This is a genomic window from Pasteurella atlantica (genome assembly GCF_963693435.1).
GTDB classification, from domain to species: Bacteria; Pseudomonadota; Gammaproteobacteria; order Enterobacterales; family Pasteurellaceae; genus Phocoenobacter; species Phocoenobacter atlanticus.
In genome coordinates, this window is the sequence record NZ_OY856306.1 from 1,645,380 (window position 1) to 1,665,824 (window position 20,445).

At 33.3% G+C, this 20,445-nt stretch carries 13 protein-coding genes; 6 read left to right on the forward strand and 7 right to left on the reverse strand.

What is annotated here, in order from left to right; genetic code table 11:
* The first annotated feature begins 85 nt into the window (after positions 1–85).
* A complete protein-coding gene (locus U9966_RS07750) occupies positions 86–577 on the forward strand; it encodes a peptidylprolyl isomerase (protein ID WP_090921019.1) in 492 nt (163 codons plus the stop codon).
* Between the two features lie 92 nt (positions 578–669).
* The gene (locus tag U9966_RS07755; protein WP_306347681.1) at positions 670–1,905 is read left to right on the forward strand and encodes a multifunctional CCA addition/repair protein; all 1,236 of its coding nucleotides are present in this window, start codon (positions 670–672) and stop codon (positions 1,903–1,905) included.
* Between the two features lie 12 nt (positions 1,906–1,917).
* Here the strand turns inward: U9966_RS07755 and mazG are convergent, their stop codons facing one another.
* Positions 1,918–2,700: a nucleoside triphosphate pyrophosphohydrolase gene (gene mazG, locus U9966_RS07760; protein WP_306347680.1), complete on the reverse strand. Its 783-nt coding sequence runs from the start codon at positions 2,698–2,700 to the stop codon at positions 1,918–1,920.
* A gap of 129 nt (positions 2,701–2,829) precedes the next feature.
* On the opposite strand from mazG, the gene gyrB reads away from it, so the two are divergent.
* Together gyrB and U9966_RS07770 are read left to right on the forward strand one after the other, a co-directional pair.
* A complete protein-coding gene (gyrB, locus tag U9966_RS07765; RefSeq protein WP_306347679.1) occupies positions 2,830–5,259 on the forward strand; it encodes a DNA topoisomerase (ATP-hydrolyzing) subunit B in 2,430 nt (809 codons plus the stop codon).
* 79 nt (positions 5,260–5,338) lie between these two features.
* Positions 5,339–6,496, forward strand: coding sequence for a hypothetical protein (locus U9966_RS07770; RefSeq protein ID WP_306347678.1), 1,158 nt, complete (start codon positions 5,339–5,341; stop codon positions 6,494–6,496).
* Positions 6,497–6,873: 377 nt separating this feature from the next.
* Here U9966_RS07770 and U9966_RS07775 read toward each other — a convergent pair whose 3' ends face one another.
* The 5 genes from U9966_RS07775 to yciH all read right to left on the reverse strand — a co-directional run bounded on the left by U9966_RS07775 (position 6,874) and on the right by yciH (position 17,014).
* A complete protein-coding gene (locus U9966_RS07775; protein WP_306347677.1) occupies positions 6,874–11,559 on the reverse strand; it encodes an autotransporter outer membrane beta-barrel domain-containing protein in 4,686 nt (1,561 codons plus the stop codon).
* Positions 11,560–11,715: 156 nt separating this feature from the next.
* On the reverse strand, positions 11,716–12,840 hold the full coding sequence (locus tag U9966_RS07780) for an ISAs1 family transposase (protein ID WP_306347859.1): 1,125 nt from the start codon (positions 12,838–12,840) through the stop codon (positions 11,716–11,718).
* Positions 12,841–13,361: 521 nt separating this feature from the next.
* Entirely contained in the window at positions 13,362–16,058 is a 2,697-nt protein-coding gene (locus tag U9966_RS07785; RefSeq protein ID WP_306347642.1) for a DNA translocase FtsK, read from the reverse strand.
* A 101-nt stretch (positions 16,059–16,159) separates the two neighbouring features.
* Complete coding sequence (gene hpt / locus U9966_RS07790; protein ID WP_306347641.1) at positions 16,160–16,699, reverse strand: hypoxanthine phosphoribosyltransferase; 540 nt, start codon at positions 16,697–16,699, stop codon at positions 16,160–16,162.
* Between the two features lie 3 nt (positions 16,700–16,702).
* Positions 16,703–17,014, reverse strand: coding sequence for a stress response translation initiation inhibitor YciH (gene yciH, locus U9966_RS07795; RefSeq protein WP_306347640.1), 312 nt, complete (start codon positions 17,012–17,014; stop codon positions 16,703–16,705).
* A 227-nt stretch (positions 17,015–17,241) separates the two neighbouring features.
* Between yciH and U9966_RS07800 the strand changes: the two genes are divergently transcribed.
* Together U9966_RS07800 and cuyB are read left to right on the forward strand one after the other, a co-directional pair.
* Positions 17,242–18,531, forward strand: coding sequence for a dicarboxylate/amino acid:cation symporter (locus U9966_RS07800; protein WP_306347639.1), 1,290 nt, complete (start codon positions 17,242–17,244; stop codon positions 18,529–18,531).
* Positions 18,519–19,229 (forward strand): cysteate racemase, encoded by a 711-nt coding sequence (gene cuyB, locus U9966_RS07805; RefSeq protein ID WP_306347638.1) that lies wholly within the window; start codon positions 18,519–18,521, stop codon positions 19,227–19,229. Before U9966_RS07800 ends, cuyB begins: the two co-directional genes overlap by 13 nt.
* A gap of 31 nt (positions 19,230–19,260) precedes the next feature.
* Here the strand turns inward: cuyB and lapB are convergent, their stop codons facing one another.
* Positions 19,261–20,445, reverse strand: a complete 1,185-nt coding sequence (lapB, locus tag U9966_RS07810; protein WP_306347637.1) for a lipopolysaccharide assembly protein LapB — start codon at positions 20,443–20,445, stop codon at positions 19,261–19,263.

A 20,445-nucleotide genomic window follows, 5' to 3' on the forward strand; every position in this document is an offset into this window, starting at 1 on the left:
AATCACAAGCGGTAACATTACTTTCACTTTTTGCAAAAAAATGAGAGAATAATACCGCTTATATATTTTAATAAAAGGATACAAAATGATTATATTACATACAAACTTTGGCGATATCAAAGTTGAATTAAATTTTGACAAAGCACCTATCTCAGCTAAAAACTTTGAAGATTATTGCAAAGAAGGATTTTACGATAACACCATCTTTCACCGTGTTATTGATGGCTTTATGATTCAAGGTGGTGGAATGGAAAGTGGTTTTATTGAGAAGCAAACCAAAGCAACCATCAAAAATGAAGCAAATAATGGTTTAAGTAATAAACGTGGTACGCTAGCAATGGCTCGTACTTCAGAACCACACTCTGCTTCTGCACAATTTTTTATCAACGTCGCAGATAACACTTTCTTAGATCATAAGTCGGAAACAATGCAAGGCTGGGGCTATGCCGTATTTGCTGAAGTGGTTGAAGGTATGGATGTTGTGGATAAAATCAAGGGTGTGAAAACAGGTAATCGTGGTTTCCACCAAGATGTACCAAAAGAAGAAGTGGTGATTACATCAGTCACTGTTGAATAATCATTCGAATACCGTAGAGACAGGGTATGCCCTGTCTTATGTTATTTTTATTTTAATAAACAAGGTATACCTTGTTTCTACGTATATTATCTATGCAAATTTACCTTGTCGGCGGTGCAGTCCGTGATCAATTATTAAACCTCTCTGTTAAAGATCGTGATTGGCTTGTGGTGGGTGAAACACCTGAACGCCTATTAGAGCAAGGTTTTCAACAAGTAGGAAATGATTTTCCTGTTTTTTTACACCCCAAAACTAATGAAGAATACGCATTAGCTCGTACAGAACGCAAAAGTGGTAAGGGCTATAATGGGTTTATTTGTGACTTCTCTCCTGAAATCACATTAGAACAAGATTTAATCCGTCGAGATTTAACCATTAATGCGATTGCACAAGATCTCAATGGCAAATTATTTGACCCGTTTAATGGTATCGCAGATTTAAACAACAAAATTCTCCGTCATATCTCCCCTGCTTTTGCAGAAGATCCTTTGAGAGTACTTCGAGTGGCTCGTTTTACTGCTCGATTTCATCATTTAGGTTTTAGTATTGCAGAAGAAACGGTAAATTTAATGAAAGATCTTACCGCTTGTGGTGAATTAGATCATCTCACTCCTGAACGAGTTTGGTTAGAAACCCGCAAAGCATTTAATACCCCATCACCACATATCTATTTTAACGTATTAAAAGAGGTGGGTGCATTAAAAGTATTATTTCCTGAAATTAATCAACTCTTTGGCATTATTCAACCTGAGAAACATCACCCTGAAATCGACTGCGGTATTCACGCTTTAATGGTGTTAGAACAAGCTAAAAAATTAAGCTCACAAGCCAATGATCCCGAAATGATGTTATTTGGTGCGTTATGTCATGATCTCGGCAAAGGCACCACAGATAAGGCGATTTTACCTCACCATTATGGACACGAAAAACGTGGAGTAGGACTTTCAGCAACTCTCGCTAATCGTCTAAAAGTCCCAACCCATTTAAAAGATTTTGCTAAATTAACTGCCGAATACCACACTCATTGCCATAAAATTATGGAATTAAAGCCTAAAACAGTAATGAAAGTCTTTAATAAATTTGATGTATGGCGAAAGCCAGAACGCTTTTTTGATTTTTTACTGGTTTGTGAAGCTGACAGCAAAGGACGTCTAGGCTTTGAAAATAGGATATATCCTCAACGAGACTATGCCAAACAGCTTTATTTAATAGCAAACCAAGTGAATGTTCAGCAAGTCATTACCGATGGTTTTGAAAAACAAGCCATTAGAGAAGAATTAAATAAAAGACGCCAAAAAGCCATTTTTGAGTATAAAAATTGCCAGTAGTTTTCTATAAAACTACTCTTTTTCTTTTATATTATCCCAAATTGTATCTAACTCTTTAAGTGTACACTCTTCTAGTTTTTTACCCTGTTTTAGTACGATTTTTTCTACTTGTCTAAATCGATTTTCAAATTTTAGGTTGGCATTGCGTAAGACTGCTTCAGGATCGAGTTTTTGATGGCGACAAATATTGACAGTCGCAAATAATAAATCTCCTAGTTCTTCTGCGATTTTATCGTAATTTTGTGGTTGGTGATTAAGCTCTTGTTCTACTTCTAGTACTTCTTCTTTCACTTTATTAAATACATCAGTTGGATTATCCCAGTCAAAACCCACTTTGGCACAACGTTTTTGGATCTTATTGGCTCGAGTAAGGGCAGGGAGAGCAAAAGGAAGATCGTCTAAAATTGAGGTATGTTGTTTGACTTGTTTTTGTTGAGCTTTCATTTCATCCCAATGTTTTAAAGCATCATCACTACTTTGAGCCAGTTTATCACCAAAAACGTGAGGGTGACGAAAAACGAGTTTTTCAATCAAATCATTTAACACATCATTAAAATCAAATGAGCCTTCTTCTTCCGCTAAACGACTTAAAAAAACCACTTGAAGGAGCAAGTCCCCCAATTCTTCTCGTAGAGAAATTTTATCTTTGGTATGAATTGCCTCTGCTACTTCATAGGTTTCTTCAAGTAAGCAAGGGAGCATTGTCTCAAAATTTTGTTTAATATCCCAAGGACAACCTGTTTCAGGGTGGCGGAGTTGAGCGGTGATCTCAATAAGTTGTTTAATATTTGTCATTTTTTATTCCTCAATGTGTTAAATCTGACTTTATTTTATAATACTTTTTTAACTTTTTCTGATATAATTATACTAATTTTATCGGCTTTTAATAAGCCGTTTTTATATGAGAGAAACAAAGGAATAACAATGTCTGAACAAAGTCAAACAAACAGTTATGATTCTTCCAGTATCCGAGTGTTACGTGGATTAGATGCGGTGCGTAAACGCCCAGGTATGTATATTGGTGATACGGATGATGGTACAGGGTTGCATCATATGGTGTTTGAAGTTGTGGATAATGCGATCGATGAAGCATTAGCAAATTACTGTAATGATATTATTGTGACAATCCATTCTGATAACTCTGTGTCGGTGCAAGATGATGGTCGTGGTATCCCTGTGGGTATTCACGATGAAGAAGGCGTTTCAGCCGCAGAAGTCATTATGACGGTATTGCACGCTGGAGGTAAATTTGATGATAACTCTTATAAAGTATCAGGTGGTTTACACGGTGTGGGTGTGTCGGTTGTAAATGCATTATCAGAAAAATTACAATTAACGATTCGCCGTGACGGTCACGTTCACGAACAATTTTACTCAATGGGTGTGCCACAAGCACCTTTAGCTGTAATTGGTGATACAGAAAAAACAGGGACAACGGTTCGTTTTTGGCCAAGTTATGAAGTATTTAAAAATAAAACTGATTTTGAATATGCGATCCTATCAAAACGTTTACGTGAACTTTCTTTCTTAAATTCAGGTGTTTCAATTAAATTGATTGATGAGCGTGATGGTAAGGAAGATCACTTTAAATATGAAGGCGGTATTCAAGCCTATGTGGAATATTTAAGTGAAGCTAAAAATCCTATTCACTCAACCCCTTTCTATTTAACCACTGAGAAAGATGGTATTGGTGTAGAAGTCTCAATGCAGTGGAATGACAGTTATAGTGAGAATGTGTTCTGTTTTACCAATAATATTCCGCAACGTGATGGTGGTACTCACTTAGCTGGTTTTCGTGGTGCTTTAACTCGTGCCTTGAAAAACTATATGGAAAAAAATGTTAAGAATAAGAAAAATGCCAATGTTGATGCGTCGGGCGATGATGCTCGTGAAGGATTAGTTGCGGTTATTTCTGTTAAGGTGCCAGACCCTAAATTTTCATCACAAACTAAAGATAAATTAGTTTCATCAGAAGTAAGAAGTGCAGTTGAAAGTTCAATGAATGAACGTTTAGCCGAATATTTATTAGAAAATCCCCAAGATGCTCAAAGCATTGTCACTAAAATTGTTGATGCTGCACGTGCAAGAGATGCGGCTCGTAAAGCTCGTGAAATGACACGTCGTAAAGGGGCAATGGATTTAGGTGGATTACCGGGTAAATTAGCCGATTGCCAAGAAAAAGATCCTGCATTATCTGAATTATACCTTGTGGAGGGAGACTCTGCGGGTGGATCTGCAAAACAGGGGCGTGATCGTAAAAATCAAGCGATCTTACCCCTTAAAGGTAAGATCTTAAACGTAGAAAAAGCACGTTTTGACAAAATGTTATCTTCACAAGAAGTGGCAACCCTGATTACAGCATTAGGGACAGGGATTGGTCGTGATGATTATAATCTTGAAAAATTACGTTATCATAAAATTATTATAATGACCGATGCGGACGTCGATGGTGCACATATTCGTACCTTATTATTAACCTTTTTCTATCGTCAAATGCCAGATTTAATTGAAAATGGTTATATCTATATTGCTCAACCACCCTTATATAAAGTGAAAAAAGGTAAACAAGAAACCTATATTCAAGATGATGGTGAAATGACACAATATGAATTAGAGCTTGCATTAAGTGGTGCCGCTGTTTATGTAAGTGAAAATGCGCCAGCTATTAATGGAGTTGCATTAGAAAGTTTAATTAAAGAATTTAATAATGTTCAAGGAATGATTGGGCGTTTAGCAAGACGTTATCCAAAAGCTATTTTAGATGAGTTAATTTATCAACCAGATTTAACGGAAGAATTTGCAAAAAATGAAGCAAATGTGACCGCTTGGGTGAATAAATTAATTGAAGTCATTTTTGAAAAAGGAACGGATGGCAGTAGTTACAGTGCAACAGTGGTTTATAATCCTGAGCGTAAAATTTATGAACCGCAAATCATTGTAACAACACACGGAATGGATACAACCTATACTCTCGATTTCAATTTTATATCAGGTACAGAATATAACCGTATTATGAAATTAGGTCGTCAGTTAAGAGATTTATTAGAGCCGACGGCTTATGTACAACGTGGTGAGCGTAAAATGCCAGTTGAAACCTTTGAACAAGCCATTGATTGGTTAGTAAAAGAATCTCGCAAAGGCTTAACAGTTCAGCGTTACAAAGGGTTAGGAGAGATGAATCCAGATCAATTATGGGAAACTACCATGGATCCTGTGGCACGTAAAATGTTACAAGTTTCAGTAACAGATGCCATTGCTGCTGATAAGCTCTTTACGACCTTAATGGGTGATGATGTAGAGCCACGTCGTAAGTTTATTGAAGATAATGCGTTAAATGCGAATATCGATATTTAACCTTATTAAGTAATGAATAAGACCACAGATTGTAACAATATGATCTGTGGTTTTTTTATAAAACTAAATTGGAGAAACGATGAATAAATTTACATTATCACTTAGTTTATTTGTATTAATGATATCAACCAGCATTTTTGCCAATAATGGAATAATAACAACTATTCCTGATAATTTGGGCAATATTTATAACTCAAAAAACTTTAATCGTTATACAAAAGTCACCACTCCAAATGGTGGAAGCATTCATATTGTTGCACAGTCTCATTTAACTGATGAGCAGATTATTCGCTGTCGAAATGTATTACAGCATTATTTAACAGATTATAAAGGCTCAAAATATGGTTCAGATAAGTCTGCTGTGGCAAATAAAATGGCAGAAAATAATGCGATTTTAGTACTGTTAAATGGGCAAGATGATGGTAGTAATCCTGTTGGTAAAGAAGTAACAGGGCAACCTTTATATCAAAATGAAATACAAGTTGAAGGTAGCGATTGGTATATGAACCAAAATTATGATCATAGAGATGCCACCTTTGAAGAAATTTTACATTTTATACACGATAATGGTATCGGTGTTGATGGCAATGATGACTTTTTAGGGGTGTTACCAAAATATCAAGCTAACATTAGAACAGCACAAAAAAATGGATTAGCGAAAAACTTATGGGGAAGAGGATCAGAAAATAAAAATTGGGTGAAAGAATTAGCGAATGAAAATAGTTTAACTCAGGAATATTTAGCTTCAGTTGTGGATAGTTATTATGGTTTATGGGGTGCTTGGAAAGAGGGGAAAGGTGGAATGTGGGGAATTTATACTGCAAAAACACGAGAAGATATTAAATCAAAAGATCCAATGGGCTATGCGTTAATGAATAAGCAATTTTTCCACTCTTATTTAACTTATAATGCTCGTATAGATGCAAATTTAAAGGGAAATTTTTCATTAAAATTTGATCCTTCAAAACCTTATACACACCATTCAAGATACTTAAAAGATGTTACTTTATTAGGTAAGAATGATAATAGTGTTACTGTAAATGAATTAGATAATGATATTACTGGCAATGCTGGAAATAATGTAGTCATTTTTTCAGGAAAATCTGCAGAATATAAAATTATTAAAAATAAAAGTAAAATTATTGTTGAGGATAAAGTTTCAGGTAGAGATGGCTCAAATACATTATCAGGTATTGAAAAACTACAATTTAAGGATAAAACAGTAAATTTAAAATAATGAGGATGATTATAGCGGTCAGAATAGCCGTAAACTATTGTCTATGTATTTTTAGAAATCAATAATTATTATAAATTGTGGACTGGATATAGAGACTATAAAAATAACTGTGTATCAGTTTTTCACATAACTCATTGCCTATCCAGTTTACTAGTTTAACTGAATAAGCTGGCAAGATACAAGAGACAGGGCATATCCTATCTCTTGTATCTACGTAAGAAATTAAATTTGTTAATTTTCGATTTAATCTACTCGATATATTATGCCTTATAATATTTTGTGAGGATTCTTATATCGAGCAATGGGAAGATACATACAAATTATGTGTGCTATCTCACCCCTAAGTTAATTAATGTAATATTCACAGCCCATGTTTCTTAATAATTGTACATAAACAGAAGACCTGTATTCATTCCACGGTGTATACCAAATGATTTATTCATATTAATATCCATATAAAAATTATTATTAAAGTTAACATCAAGTCCTACCTTGAGAGATTGAGTATCACCTCTAACATTAACACTAGGCATATCCAATCCTAGAACTTTTCCTTGTGCAATTCCTCTATATTCTCTGATCCATTTAGCATCAGTATAAATATTGATATGATTATTTATATAACCTTTTAGCTTTATCCCAACACCTGTTTCTAATGATTCAATTTTATTGAATGTGAAATTCTGATTTTCAATCATAACATTGTCTTTACCAAAATATAAATAAGATCCTTCTATATAGGGCGTAACATTAATACTATAATTCGGAAATGCTGTATAAGCGCCTTTTAAGGTCATTCCAGCATAATTTCGTTTACTAGTAAAATTAACCTTATTATTTTTTGCACCTTTAATATTAGAAGACTTATAACTTGTAATACTCTTACCTAATTTAGCACTAGATGTTAAATAAATAGCATTAAGTTTAGTTTGAAATAACATTCCTATACCATAATATCTAGAATTTCCATTAGAAAATACAATATTATCTTTAGTCATTGTTTTGCTATGATATTGACCACTCCCTGCTTCAATAAAGGCACCAAATATATTATTATTTTTAATTGCTCCAACCCCCGTCACCATATTAAAGCTATCTAAATCTGTATAATTAACTGTCCATTTACTACTATCTATAGTGCCAAATGCTTTAAATCCATGTAGGTTATTGTTTAAATTTAAACCGTTATCCATCAAAGAATTAGTCAAATCAAATCCATGATTAACAAATTCTATTCCTACAATACCTGTATTTAGATAAGATTCTGTTTGCTTAGCAACACGTCCTGCAACGTTGTTAATTACATTTTGTTTTTTGAATATATACGTTTTGGTTAAACCATCAGCAGATACTTTCACTTCATTAAAATCGTAACCAACAAATATTCCCTGCTCTTCAAAATCTTTGCCTACCACTGTTGCTTGAATTTCATTTCCTTCATCATCAAGCCATTTTGTAGTTTTCACTTTATAAGCAAGATCTGGATTAAGTGGTGTTGTATCAATTAATTTTCCAAATATATAGGTTTTGGTTAAACCATCATCAGATACTTTTACTTCATTAAAATCATAACCAATAAATACACCTTGCTCTTCAAAATCTTTACCTGTTACTGCTGTTTGAATTTCTTTTCCTTCACTATCAAGCCATTTTGTGGTTTTCACTTTATAAGAAAGATCTGGATTAAGTGGTGTTGTATCAATTAATTTTCCAAATATATAGGTCTTGGTTAAACCATCATCTGAGACACTTACTTCATTAAAATCATAACCAATAAATACACCTTGCTCTTCAAAATCTTTACCTTTCACTGCTGTTTGAATTTCATTTCCTTCATTATCAAGCCATTTTGTGGTTTTCACCTTGTAAGCAAGGTTAGGATCTATCAAACCAGCTTTAATTACTTTTCCTAAAATATAAGTTTTAGTTAATCCATCATCAGAGACTTTTGTTTTGCTAATATGATAGCCATCAAATTTACCTGCTTCCGCAAAGTCTTTTCCTGTTACCGTTGTTTGAATTTCTTTGCCCTCAAAATCTATCCATTTTGTGGTTTTCACTTTATAAGCAAGGTTAGGATCTATCAAACCTGCATTGATTACTTTTCCTAAAATATAAGTTTTAGTTAATCCATCATCAGAGATTGTTGTTTTGCTAATATGATAACCATCAAATTTACCTGCTTCCGCAAAGTCTTTTCCTGTTACCGTTGTTTGAACTTCTTTACCCTCAAAATCTATCCATTTAGTTGTTTTCACTTTATAAGCAAGGTTAGGATCTATCAAGCCTGCATTAATTACTTTGCCTAAAATATAAGTTTTAGTTAATCCATCATCAGAAACTTTTGTTTTGCTAATATGATAGCCATCAAATTTACCCGCTTCAGCAAAGTCTTTCCCTGTTACCGTTGTTTGAATTTCTTTGCCATCAAAATCTACCCATTTAGTTGTTTTCACTTTATAAGCAAGGTTAGGATCTATCAAGCCTGCATTAATTACTTTGCCTAAAATATAAGTTTTAGTTAACCCATCATCAGAGACTTTTGTTTTGCTAATATGATAGCCATCAAATTTACCCGCTTCCGCAAAGTCTTTTCCTGTTACCGTTGTTTGAACTTCTTTACCCTCAAAATCTATCCATTTTGTGGTTTTCACTTTATAAGCAAGGTTAGGATCTATCAAACCAGCTTTAATTACTTTTCCTAAAATATAAGTTTTAGTTAACCCATCATCAGAGACTTTTGTTTTGCTAATATGATAGCCATCAAATTTACCTGCTTCCGCAAAGTCTTTTCCTGTTACCGTTGTTTGAACTTCTTTACCCTCAAAATCTACCCATTTAGTTGTTTTCACTTTATAAGCTAGATTTGGATCTATCAAGCCTGCATTAATTACTTTTCCTAAAATATAAGTTTTAGTTAATCCATCATCAGAGACTGTTGTTTTGCTAATATGATAGCCATCAAATTTACCTGCTTCCGCAAAGTCTTTTCCTGTTACCGTTGTTTGAATTTCTTTGCCATCAAAATCTACCCATTTAGTCGTTTTCACTTTATAAGCAAGACTCGGATCTATCAAGCCTGCATTAATTACTTTGCCTAAAATATAAGTTTTAGTTAATCCATCATCAGAAACTTTTGTTTTGCTAATATGATAGCCATCAAATTTACCCGCTTCAGCAAAGTCTTTCCCTGTTACCGTTGTTTGAATTTCTTTGCCATCAAAATCTACCCATTTAGTTGTTTTCACTTTATAAGCAAGGTTAGGATCTATCAAGCCTGCATTAATTACTTTGCCTAAAATATAAGTTTTAGTTAACCCATCATCAGAAACTTTTGTTTTGCTAATATGATAGCCATCAAATTTACCCGCTTCAGCAAAGTCTTTCCCTGTTACCATTGTTTGAATTTCTTTGCCATCAAAATCTACCCATTTTGTGGTTTTCACTTTATAAGCAAGGTTAGGATCTATCAAACCTGCATTAATTACTTTGCCTAAAATATAAGTTTTAGTTAACCCATCATCAGAAACTTTTGTTTTGCTAATATGATAGCCATCAAATTTACCCGCTTCAGCAAAGTCTTTCCCTGTTACCGTTGTTTGAATTTCTTTGCCATCAAAATCTACCCATTTAGTTGTTTTTACTTTATAAGCAATAGGATCTATCAAACCTGCATTAATTACTTTGCCTAAAATATAAGTTTTAGTTAACCCATCATCAGAAACTTTTGTTTTGCTAATATGATAGCCATCAAATTTACCCGCTTCAGCAAAGTCTTTCCCTGTTACCGTTGTTTGAATTTCTTTGCCATCAAAATCTATCCATTTTGTGGTTTTAGGTTTATAATATTTATATATACGGGCATCGCTTGTTTCATCCATACCATCATAACTATAACCTACAGGATCAATCCCTTTACTTAAAAAAGTATCTGCTTTCTCAGCGTTTTTTAATACCGTACCACTAAGATCTAACCATTTAGTGATTTTTGGATCACACTTAGAAACATTCTGACCTAACGCACAAGCAATAAATGTTTTATTATCATCTTTATGTAATTTGAAAGTATATTCAACAGCAGTTCCTTGCATACCTTCAATATGATTATCCATATTACTTGGGAATGTAATATCGCCACCTGTTTGTTTTATTAAAATAACCTCATCACCTTTATTTAGCAAGCTACTTCCTTCAACAGCTACCCCTACTCTAGTATCACTAATATCTGTACCATTTGTATCTGATAATGTTAAAAATGTTTCATCTTTCTTAGTATCACTTTGAACGTAAAAATTAATATCTTCAAAATTTGCAATATTCTTAATATTAAACCCTGATTTATGTAAATTCAGCTTATTCCCTGTTCTTACATCACCTTTTCCAACTCCTGTATAACCACCATAAAAGATTGTTTCTTTTCCGAACTGCCCACCCTTAATAGTGAGAGTATTATTAATAGCATTACCTAAAATAGATTTTCCACCTACGACTTGTTGATCAACTTGTCCACCAGTAATCATAATAGAATTACTATTAGCATTTCCTGTATGACTATATCCAGGTGCTCCAGCATAACCACCATAGACATCTTCTGCCATTTTTCCACCAGTAATTTTTACTGTATTATTATTTGCATTGCCTTCTAATGAATAACCTCCTGTTAAATCTCCATCACCACCAGACACATCATAACCTACAGTACCACCATTAATTTCTATAATGTTATTCTCGGCATTGCCTGATTTACTTGTTCCTCCATAAATATCTCCATCTATAATGCCATCATTTACTATAACTTTATTATTATTAGAGTTTTTAAATGCAGAAATCCCACCATAAACAGAAGAACCTGAAAATCCTGAAGATGATGTAATGGTATGCTGTCCTATATGTCCACCTTTTATTGTTACTGTATTATATGTTGTATCATTATTAGATATAAAAGGTAAAGAAAAAGGATAGGAAATAGGAAATGAACCAATAACATTGTTTATACTTACCCCCTTAGTATCAATAACTTCGACGGAATTATTTTTCGGACTTTTGCTAAAGCGTCCAATCATTTCCCCAGTTACCACCTTTGTAAAAGTAGCTTTGTCTACACCTATCGTTCTAGTTGTGCAACCATTTAGATTACTGCCATTTTGTGTATCACATATTACTGTATCTGCATAACTATATTGTGATAAAAAAAGGAGGCTAAACAGGGCAAGAGCATTTTAATTTATATTTAGAAGTAATTGAGCTCTAAAATTATCATCCAATGCAGCCATTTTTAGCTTACGTTTCATACTTGCTTTACGAGTTGTATCAGTTTTAACAATATTTAATGCTAGTTTTCTAAAAGCATTCATTACCTCAGCTGCATTCCCTCGCCTAATCCTTGAATTATCTTCATGGAAAGTCATATCTAAAGTCCAGTGTAAGCTATTTTCTATCGCCCAATGATTACGAATAATACTATTTAATCTTTCTGCATTAAGGCTAAGAGAACTTATATAATAACGGTTTTCTATTGTCACTTTTTCACCAATATGGCATTTAGCTTCTATACAAATTACGGTTTGGATATTCGCCCATTTTTTATGTTCTGTAAGCCAATTTTTATCAATTTCTAATTGAATACATCTTCGCTCTTCTATTCGTCCATGACCACTAGTAATATGCTCATAAATAGAATGACCAACATTTGCAAACTGTTCTCTATGACATTTGTGAAACCAAGCCTTAACTTCTTTATTTAACTGTCCTTGATTACCTTTTAATGACACCACATAATCCGCACCTTTAGAATGAATCTTATTGATAATAGCATGCTGACATCCCATTGCATCAAGTGTAATAGTGGCTCCTTTTACATCAAGTAAATCTAATAGTTTAGGGATTGCTGTAATTTCATTTGATTTACCCTCTACTTTTTGTTGTCCTAACACTAAGCCATTTTCACAACTCCAAGCACTAACCATATGTAGACTATCTTTTCTATTTTTTGTAGAAAAACTGCCTCTTGCACTTTTTCCATCAATGGCAATAATTTCTCCATCTACTTCTGTTATGAGTTCTTTAACCCAATTGATAAAACAAGTTTGAATAGCTTCAGGTTCTAAGCGACTCATTACCCTTGCTATAGTATCATGTTTAGGAATTCCATTATGAAAAGGTAAATAACGTCTCAACCAGTCTAGTTTTACGTGACCGAAGTCTTCTATATCTTCCCAACCTTCTGCACCAGATAGGACTGCACAGATAGATAGAAATAAAATATCTATAAGTGCATGCTTTTTACATCGTTCAATTCTAGGATCTTTGATAATTGAAAAGTGAGTAATAAAATTATTTGTCATATCAGTAAACCTTTTTTACATTTGTTACTGATCTGATCGTAAAAATAGTATTTAGTTCAATTTAAAATGATCTTGCCCTGGGAGGCTAAATAATGCTGAATATTTAAAAATGGTGGAGGTATGATGTTGTGTTAAAGAAATGCTATACATTTGATCTATCCTGTACAATAATTAAGTGACAATAGGTAGTATACCTCTTAAAAACTTAAAAAATCAAGCACAATACTGAAGGATATATGTCTTAATAAAAACAATTTTTTGTAAAATGGCAGAGCAAGACCATTCTTTAATTAGAACAGGATAGTATTTAAAATTTAATAAGAATTCTTACAAACATTATTAGATATAAATATAGCGGGTAGATCACATAAAGAATTTACAAATTTAATTCCTCACGTAGGGACAAAGTAATATAAACTATTCTCTACAATGTTTACATAATAATTATCATTAATTTTTAAAAATAAACAAATAAAATTTACAGTTGCCCTGTTTAAAATAATACCAGTTGAATAAAATACTTACTGAGCTAATACCTCTCTTTTTCCTCTATTATCTGGCGTAGAAAGAATACCCTGCTCTTGCAATTGATCTAATATTCTTGCCGCTCTTGGAAATCCGATTGAAAATCTACGCTGAACGCCACTAGCAGAAGTCACACCTGAATCAATGACAAAAGCAACGACCTCATCAAATAGTGGATCCAACTCGCCCCCCTCTCCAGAATTTCCTGATTGCTCATCGCTACTGGTTGATTCAACAATAGCATTAATATAGTTAGGCGTTCCTCTTGCTCGCCAATCATCGGTGATTCTTTCGACATCTTTATCTGTCATAAATGCACCATGAACACGTATAATATCAGGGGTTCCTGCCGCTGAATAAAGCATATCACCACGTCCTAATAAGCTCTCTGCACCGCCTTTATCTAAGATAGTTCTTGAGTCGATTTGGCTTGCGACTGTAAAGGCTATTCTACTTGGTACATTGGATTTTATTAATCCTGTAATAACATCTGCAGAAGGGCGTTGTGTCGCTAAAATTAGATGTATTCCAGCTGCTCGTGCTTTTTGTCCAATACGGATGATATATTCTTCAACTTGCTTTCCTTGTGTCATAATAAGATCTGAGAATTCATCTATAATAACAACAATATAACTTAATTTTTCTAAAGCGGGAGGAAGTTGATCCATAGAATCACCAGGCTTCCACGTTGGATCAGGTATAGGAAATTTCATTGCTTCCGCTTGTTCTATCTTATCATTATATCCTTCTATATTACGGACACTAAGATGTTTTAACAGTAGGTAACGTCGCTCCATTTCATCGACTACCCAACGCAATGAGTTTACTGCTTTTTTCATATCTGTGACTACAGGTGTCAATAGATGAGGAATGTTGTCATAAATACTCAATTCGACCACTTTTGGATCAATCATAATAAAACGAACTTGTTCAGGTGTCAGTTTATAAAGTAAGCTCAAAATCATTGTATTTACCCCAACCGATTTACCTCCGCCTGTTTGTCCTGCAACCAATAAGTGTGGCATTTTCGCCATATCCACCACAACAGCTTGACCGCTAATATCTTTACCAAGAGCCATTGGTAATTTCGCATCAGATTGACAAAATTGAGGACTTTCAAAAATATCTCTTAACCAAACTGTTTCACGATATGAATTTGGTGTTTCAATACCCATATAAGGTTTACCTGGCACAACATCTGTAATCCGAATAGCTTTAAACATTAATGCTCTAGCCAAATCGCTACCTATATTAATTACTTTTGAGGATTTCACTCCTGGTGCTAATTGAATTTCATAACGAGTGACAACAGGACCAATTAAAACATCTTCAACGGTCGCTTTTATTCCAAAATCCGCCAATGCTTTTTCAATTCTAGTAGAAATTTCATAAATCTCTTGCTCAGTTATTTTTTGCTTTTCAACAGGCGGTTTATCCATTAAACGGATAGTAGGTAAGGGGGTGGTAGGTTTTGGTATTTTAGTATGTTGCTGTAATAACGGATGAACTAAAGTATTACCATATCCTTTTGGGTATTGTGGTTTATTTTCTTTTACCTTAACCATTTTTTCTTCTACAGCGACTTGCTGTTTTTCAATAGATAGCGTATTTTTTATTGGATCTTCTATATCATCATTTTGTATTTCTAATGTAGCTTCTGTTTCTGTATTTTCAATATCAAGATGTACTTGTGGCAAAATATCTTTAATAACTTCTTCTTCAAATCCAACCTTTGGATCATTCTGTTGAAGTACTCTATCTGCAATAGCATTATCTATAATTTGTTGTTTTATATTTACTTTAGGAATATCATCTACTTTTAGATTAACAGGAGTAGTTGTCGACTTAAAATCAAAATAGTCATCATCTTCTTGTTGTATGACTTTTTCTACCTGTTCTACTTGCTCTTCATAATCTGCTTTATTTAACCCTATAATATTAGGTGTTGGGCGTGCAAATTGTGTGACATCCGTTAATTGATTTGTAATAAATTCGTCTTTCTCATTCTCTTTTTCAACCATATTATCATCTATTATCACATCTTCAGTTTTTAGTGATTTTTCTGAATTTTTTGCAAATTCTTGATCTAAAGTAACCGCTTGTATTTCGTCTTCGTCTTCAGCAACAGTTAACCAACGATAAAAATGGATTACTAATGATGTAAGTGCTTTTCCTAAACAGAAATAGAAACCAACTATAAGAAATAAAGTAGCAATAAGTAAAGCACCAACCTCACCAATTTGTGATGAAATAGTTTGCTTAAATATACCACCGATAAATCCACCAGAGATATAATAACCAAAATGAACAAATAATATATTCAATAGACCTGATAAACCTACAATAAATAATATAAAGCTCATCAATTTTAAAAATAAATACAACCAGCCAAATTTAGATTCTACGCCAAATAGAAGCCAATATAATGGTGCTAAAACTAAAGTAAATAAAACAATAATGGAAACCTGTCCAAAACTTGAAAACAATAAATCAATACTCCAAGCCCCAATAACACCTGCTTTATTTAAGACTTCTGTAGTGATATTAGTTGAAACTGACCAGCTATTATCTAATGGGCTATAGCTTAACAGAGCAACCATAAGATAAAGCCCCAATCCTCCAACCACAATTAATAAAAATTGGATTAATCTATCTTTTCCTTTCACATTCTCAATCACTTCAATTTCCTGCATCAGTAAATCACTTTATTTTCAAGGTTAAAACATTATACAACTAACAAACCGCTTATTATCATAACAAGCGGTCTCTTTTTAGTACTTTTTTGCAAAATACTCTATTTATCCATTACTACTTTACCAATATAATCTAAATGGCGATGCTGTTGAGCATAATCAATACCATAGCCAACCACAAATTCATCGGGTATTTCAAATCCAACCCAATCAACGTCAACATTTACTTCTCGACGAGAAGGTTTATCCAATAATGTACAAATTTTTACGGAATGCGGTGAACGTAGCAATAACATTTTTTTTATTTTATCAAGAGTAAAGCCTGTATCAATAATATCTTCTACAATCAATACATCTTTACTATTTATTTCACCATCAAGATCTTTTAAAATTTTCACATCTCGATTAGACTCCATACTAGAACCATAACTTGATGCTGTCATAAAATCGACCTCAACAGGCAAATCTAATAAACGAACTAAATCTGACATAAACATAAAAGAACCACGTAATAATCCAATAACCACTAATTTATTACATTGATTTTTTTGATAATATTCATTGATTTGTTGTGCTAAATCTCTAATTCTATTATCTATTTGTGATGTTGATAACAACGTCTCAATATGATATTTTTTCATTTATTAACCACCTGAAAGTTTTACTTTAAAATTTTTTTGCTCTAAAAACTGTTTGATAATGTCTCTTTTATCACCCTGAATTTCAATTGTCCCATTTTTTATAGAACCACCAGAACCACAACGTTTTTTTAACTCTTTTGCTAAATGCGTTAAGACTTTATCTTCAAGATCTAAACCACTAATTACACAAACACCTTTCCCTTTTCGTCCTGAGGTTTGTCGCTGAATACGAACAATACCGTCACCCTTCGGGGATTGCACCTGTTCTTTTTGAGGTTTAATTCGCCCTAATTCTGTCGAATATACTAATGTCATCTACCATTCCTAATGAAATAATGTTTAATTACAAAACGTATTTATAAGAACTACAAACCCCTGTATTCTAAAGCAAGAATAGTCTTCAAACAAGAAGCTTATGATTATCATAAGAAAATTACCTTGTGATCAAGATAAATACCCCTTATAATTCAACCATTATAATTATTAATTTATGAAATAAAATTAATTTATCTATTCTTAATAAGCAACAGGAGTAAATCTAAATGCAAAAAAAATCAATATTTTCGTGGTACTTTAATAGTAATCTACTTATTAGAATACTATGTGGTTTAATTCTTGGTGGAATTGTTGGGATTTTATTTAGTGATAATAAAGATATTATCCCTTACATTTCTCCTTTTGGTGATGTATTTATTCGTCTATTAAAGATGATTGTACTTCCTGTTATTGTTGCAAGCTTAGTAGTAGGTGCAGCCAGTATTGAACCATCTCGATTAGGTAAAATTGGGATTAAAATTTTAGCTTTTTATATTTTAACGTCATTTTTTGCTATTATCGTAGGACTCTTTTTTGGGCAGATTTTTTCACCGGGAGAAGGGTTAAATCTTGTTGGTTCTGCAGATGCTGTCGCAAAAACAACTACGGCTCCAACCCTAGTGGAAGTTTTTACTAATATGATCCCTAAAAATCCATTTGGTGCGATTTCAAATGGTAAAGTATTACCGACCATTATTTTCTGTCTATTCTTTGGTTTATCTTTAGCACATTGTCGTGAAAGCGAACAACAAAATATTAAAAAATCTGCAGAAGTTGTTTATAACTTTTTTGAAGGTGTAAATGAAATCATCTTTAAAGTGGTTGCTTGGATTATGCAGTATGCTCCAATTGGTGTTTTTGCTCTAATATTTACTGTATTCGCAAAAAATGGCAGTGCTGCATTTGGTCCTCTATTAGATGTGACAGGTACCGTTTATGCTGCCCTAATTACTCAAGGTCTTGTTGTTTATGGTGTATTAGCTATATTATTTAAACTTAATCCTTTCAAATTCTTTAAACGTGTTATTCAGCCAATGGTTACTGCGTTTGTAACACGTAGTTCTGGTGGAACACTTGCCGTTTCAATGGAAACCGCTGAACATCAAATGGGTATTCATCGTAATGTTTATGGCTTCACTCTTCCTATTGGAGCAACCATCAATATGGACGGAACAACTATTTATTTAGGTGTTTGTGCGATGTTTATCGCTAATGCAGTTGGAATCCCTCTAGATTTCACCGCTCAAGCAACTATTATTGTAACTGCAGTTCTAGCCTCTATAGGAACAGCTGGTGTTCCAGGAGCTGGTGCAATTATGCTTATTATGGTTTTAGAAAGCGTTGGTTTAAAAATAGAAGAAGGCTCTGCTGTAGCAGCTGCTTATGCAATGATTTTTGGTATTGACGCACTGCTAGATATGGGACGTACATCAATGAATGTTGTAGGTGATATGCTTGGCACAACAGTTGTGGCTAAAAGTGAAAATGAAATGGATATGTCTAAATGGGAAGACTAACTACACCTAAAAGATTAGGTATTATGGGTGGAATGGGGCCAATGGCAACTGTAGATTTATATAGTAAAATTACGGCATTGACCCCTGCCAATTGTGATCAAGAGCATATTCCAATTGTAATTGACAGTTTCCCTCAAATCGAAGATCGTACAGCTTACATTTTAACTCAAAATGAAAGTCCTTTAGATAAAATGATCGAATCAGCTACTCGCCTTGAAAAGGCGGGGGCTGAGGCTCTTTTAATCGCTTGTAATACCGCTCATTATTTTGCCGAACCAATTCAACAAAAAATTGACATTCCAATTATCAGTATTATTGATGCTGTTGTCGAAAAACTAAAAGATCATAATACTACAGCAGAACAAGAACTGAAGAAGATAGCTATATTAGCAACAAATGGTACGATAAAAAGTAAGCTATATCAGACAAAATTGGAATTGAGTGGGTTTGAGGTAATCAATATTAGTCAACCACAACAAGATACATTAATGGATTGTATCTATTTAGGAGCAAAAGCTGGTAAGGTTGAAAACTATCAGAACGATTTTCAGAAGCTTATTGATAATATAGAGGCAGATGCTTATGTTGCTGCTTGTACTGAAATTCCTTTATTTATTCCTAATTTAAAAGGTGAACATTATATTATTGATGCAACCCTTGAATTAGCAAAAAAAGCGATCAAATTTGCTTTATCCTAGTGCCGTTATTTACTTATATTTGAAATCATTATTAAATGATATTATCTAAACTTTGTACTGGCTTCATTGTTTCCCAATTACGGCAGGAAGGGCAAAGCCAATGTAATAATGCGCCTTGATAACCACAGTTTATACAAAGATACTTATGTCGTTGCTGAATGCTATCTCCAACCATTTTATATAATAATATTAAGCTCTCTCGACCACTTCCTTCTGCCTCATCAATTTGATATTTAATAAAACGATGAAAGGTCACCATATTTGGGTAGAGTTTAATTTGCTCGTGCAATTTAGCTTTCGCAGACTCTTTCCCATCTTTCTTTTCTATACATTCAGTAAGTGCAATATCAATTGCACTATTATGTTTTTGTTGATTTGCTTTGAGTAAAAATCGTTCAAACTTTTCTGGCATATTTAAAGATAAATAGCAGTGTTTTATTTTAGTTAATACTTCACTAATATAATCTGCATCTTGTATTAATATGTACTCAAAATATTGTAACGCCTTTTCATAATTTTGTCTTGAAACATAATAATCCCCCAACAAAATGGAAGCTCTAGTACAGTTTTGATTAATTTCTAACGCTTTATTTAAACCATTGACAAATGGTTTCTCTTGTTTTTGAAGAATGTGGGCATATTCACAATAATAATGTGAAAGTGGAACTCGATCTGCTTTAGGGTTGAGTTTGATTAATTTTTTACCAACATTAATCCCCTTTTCCCATTCCTGAGTACGTTGATAAATATTCATTAATTGGGTTAACGAATGGATTGCAAACTCTGGTTCATCGATTAATTTGATATAATGATTTTCAGCTCTATCATAAAAACCTGCTTTCATAAAATCTTTGGCAAGTTGCTGTTTAACTAAAAGCTTTTGTTCTACTGAATAATTTAAATTATTATCAAGTTTCTGGTGTGTAATTAATGCTCGATCAACTTCCCCTCTAGAACGAAATAAATTTCCCAAGGTTAACTCTGCTTCAAATTGAGATTCAGAATTAATTTGTTCATCACTCTGTTCTTCCAGCATAGATAGGAAAAGGTCAACCGCTTTTTCCTGTTGATTTGATAACAGAAAATTCAATCCTGTCATATAATCACGAGAAAATTTATTATTCTGTAAATCTAGTGTTTTTTTCACACTTCGTTGTCCCATATACCAACCATATAATGCTGCAATTGGTAACAATAGGAACAATAATTCAAGCAT

Bases quoted from the DNA above. Each gene is read 5' to 3' on its own strand.
- lapB (WP_306347637.1), bottom strand. From the start codon at position 20,445: ATGCTTGAATTATTGTTCCTATTGTTACCAATTGCAGCATTATATGGT.
- U9966_RS07780 (WP_306347859.1), bottom strand. From the start codon at position 12,840: ATGACAAATAATTTTATTACTCACTTTTCAATTATCAAAGATCCTAGA.
- U9966_RS07750 (WP_090921019.1), top strand. From the start codon at position 86: ATGATTATATTACATACAAACTTTGGCGATATCAAAGTTGAATTAAAT.
- U9966_RS07775 (WP_306347677.1), bottom strand. From the start codon at position 11,559: ATGATTGGACGCTTTAGCAAAAGTCCGAAAAATAATTCCGTCGAAGTT.
- cuyB (WP_306347638.1), top strand. From the start codon at position 18,519: ATGGGAAGACTAACTACACCTAAAAGATTAGGTATTATGGGTGGAATG.
- gyrB (WP_306347679.1), top strand. From the start codon at position 2,830: ATGTCTGAACAAAGTCAAACAAACAGTTATGATTCTTCCAGTATCCGA.
- U9966_RS07770 (WP_306347678.1), top strand. From the start codon at position 5,339: ATGAATAAATTTACATTATCACTTAGTTTATTTGTATTAATGATATCA.
- mazG (WP_306347680.1), bottom strand. From the start codon at position 2,700: ATGACAAATATTAAACAACTTATTGAGATCACCGCTCAACTCCGCCAC.
- U9966_RS07755 (WP_306347681.1), top strand. From the start codon at position 670: ATGCAAATTTACCTTGTCGGCGGTGCAGTCCGTGATCAATTATTAAAC.
- yciH (WP_306347640.1), bottom strand. From the start codon at position 17,014: ATGACATTAGTATATTCGACAGAATTAGGGCGAATTAAACCTCAAAAA.
- U9966_RS07785 (WP_306347642.1), bottom strand. From the start codon at position 16,058: ATGCAGGAAATTGAAGTGATTGAGAATGTGAAAGGAAAAGATAGATTA.
- hpt (WP_306347641.1), bottom strand. From the start codon at position 16,699: ATGAAAAAATATCATATTGAGACGTTGTTATCAACATCACAAATAGAT.
- U9966_RS07800 (WP_306347639.1), top strand. From the start codon at position 17,242: ATGCAAAAAAAATCAATATTTTCGTGGTACTTTAATAGTAATCTACTT.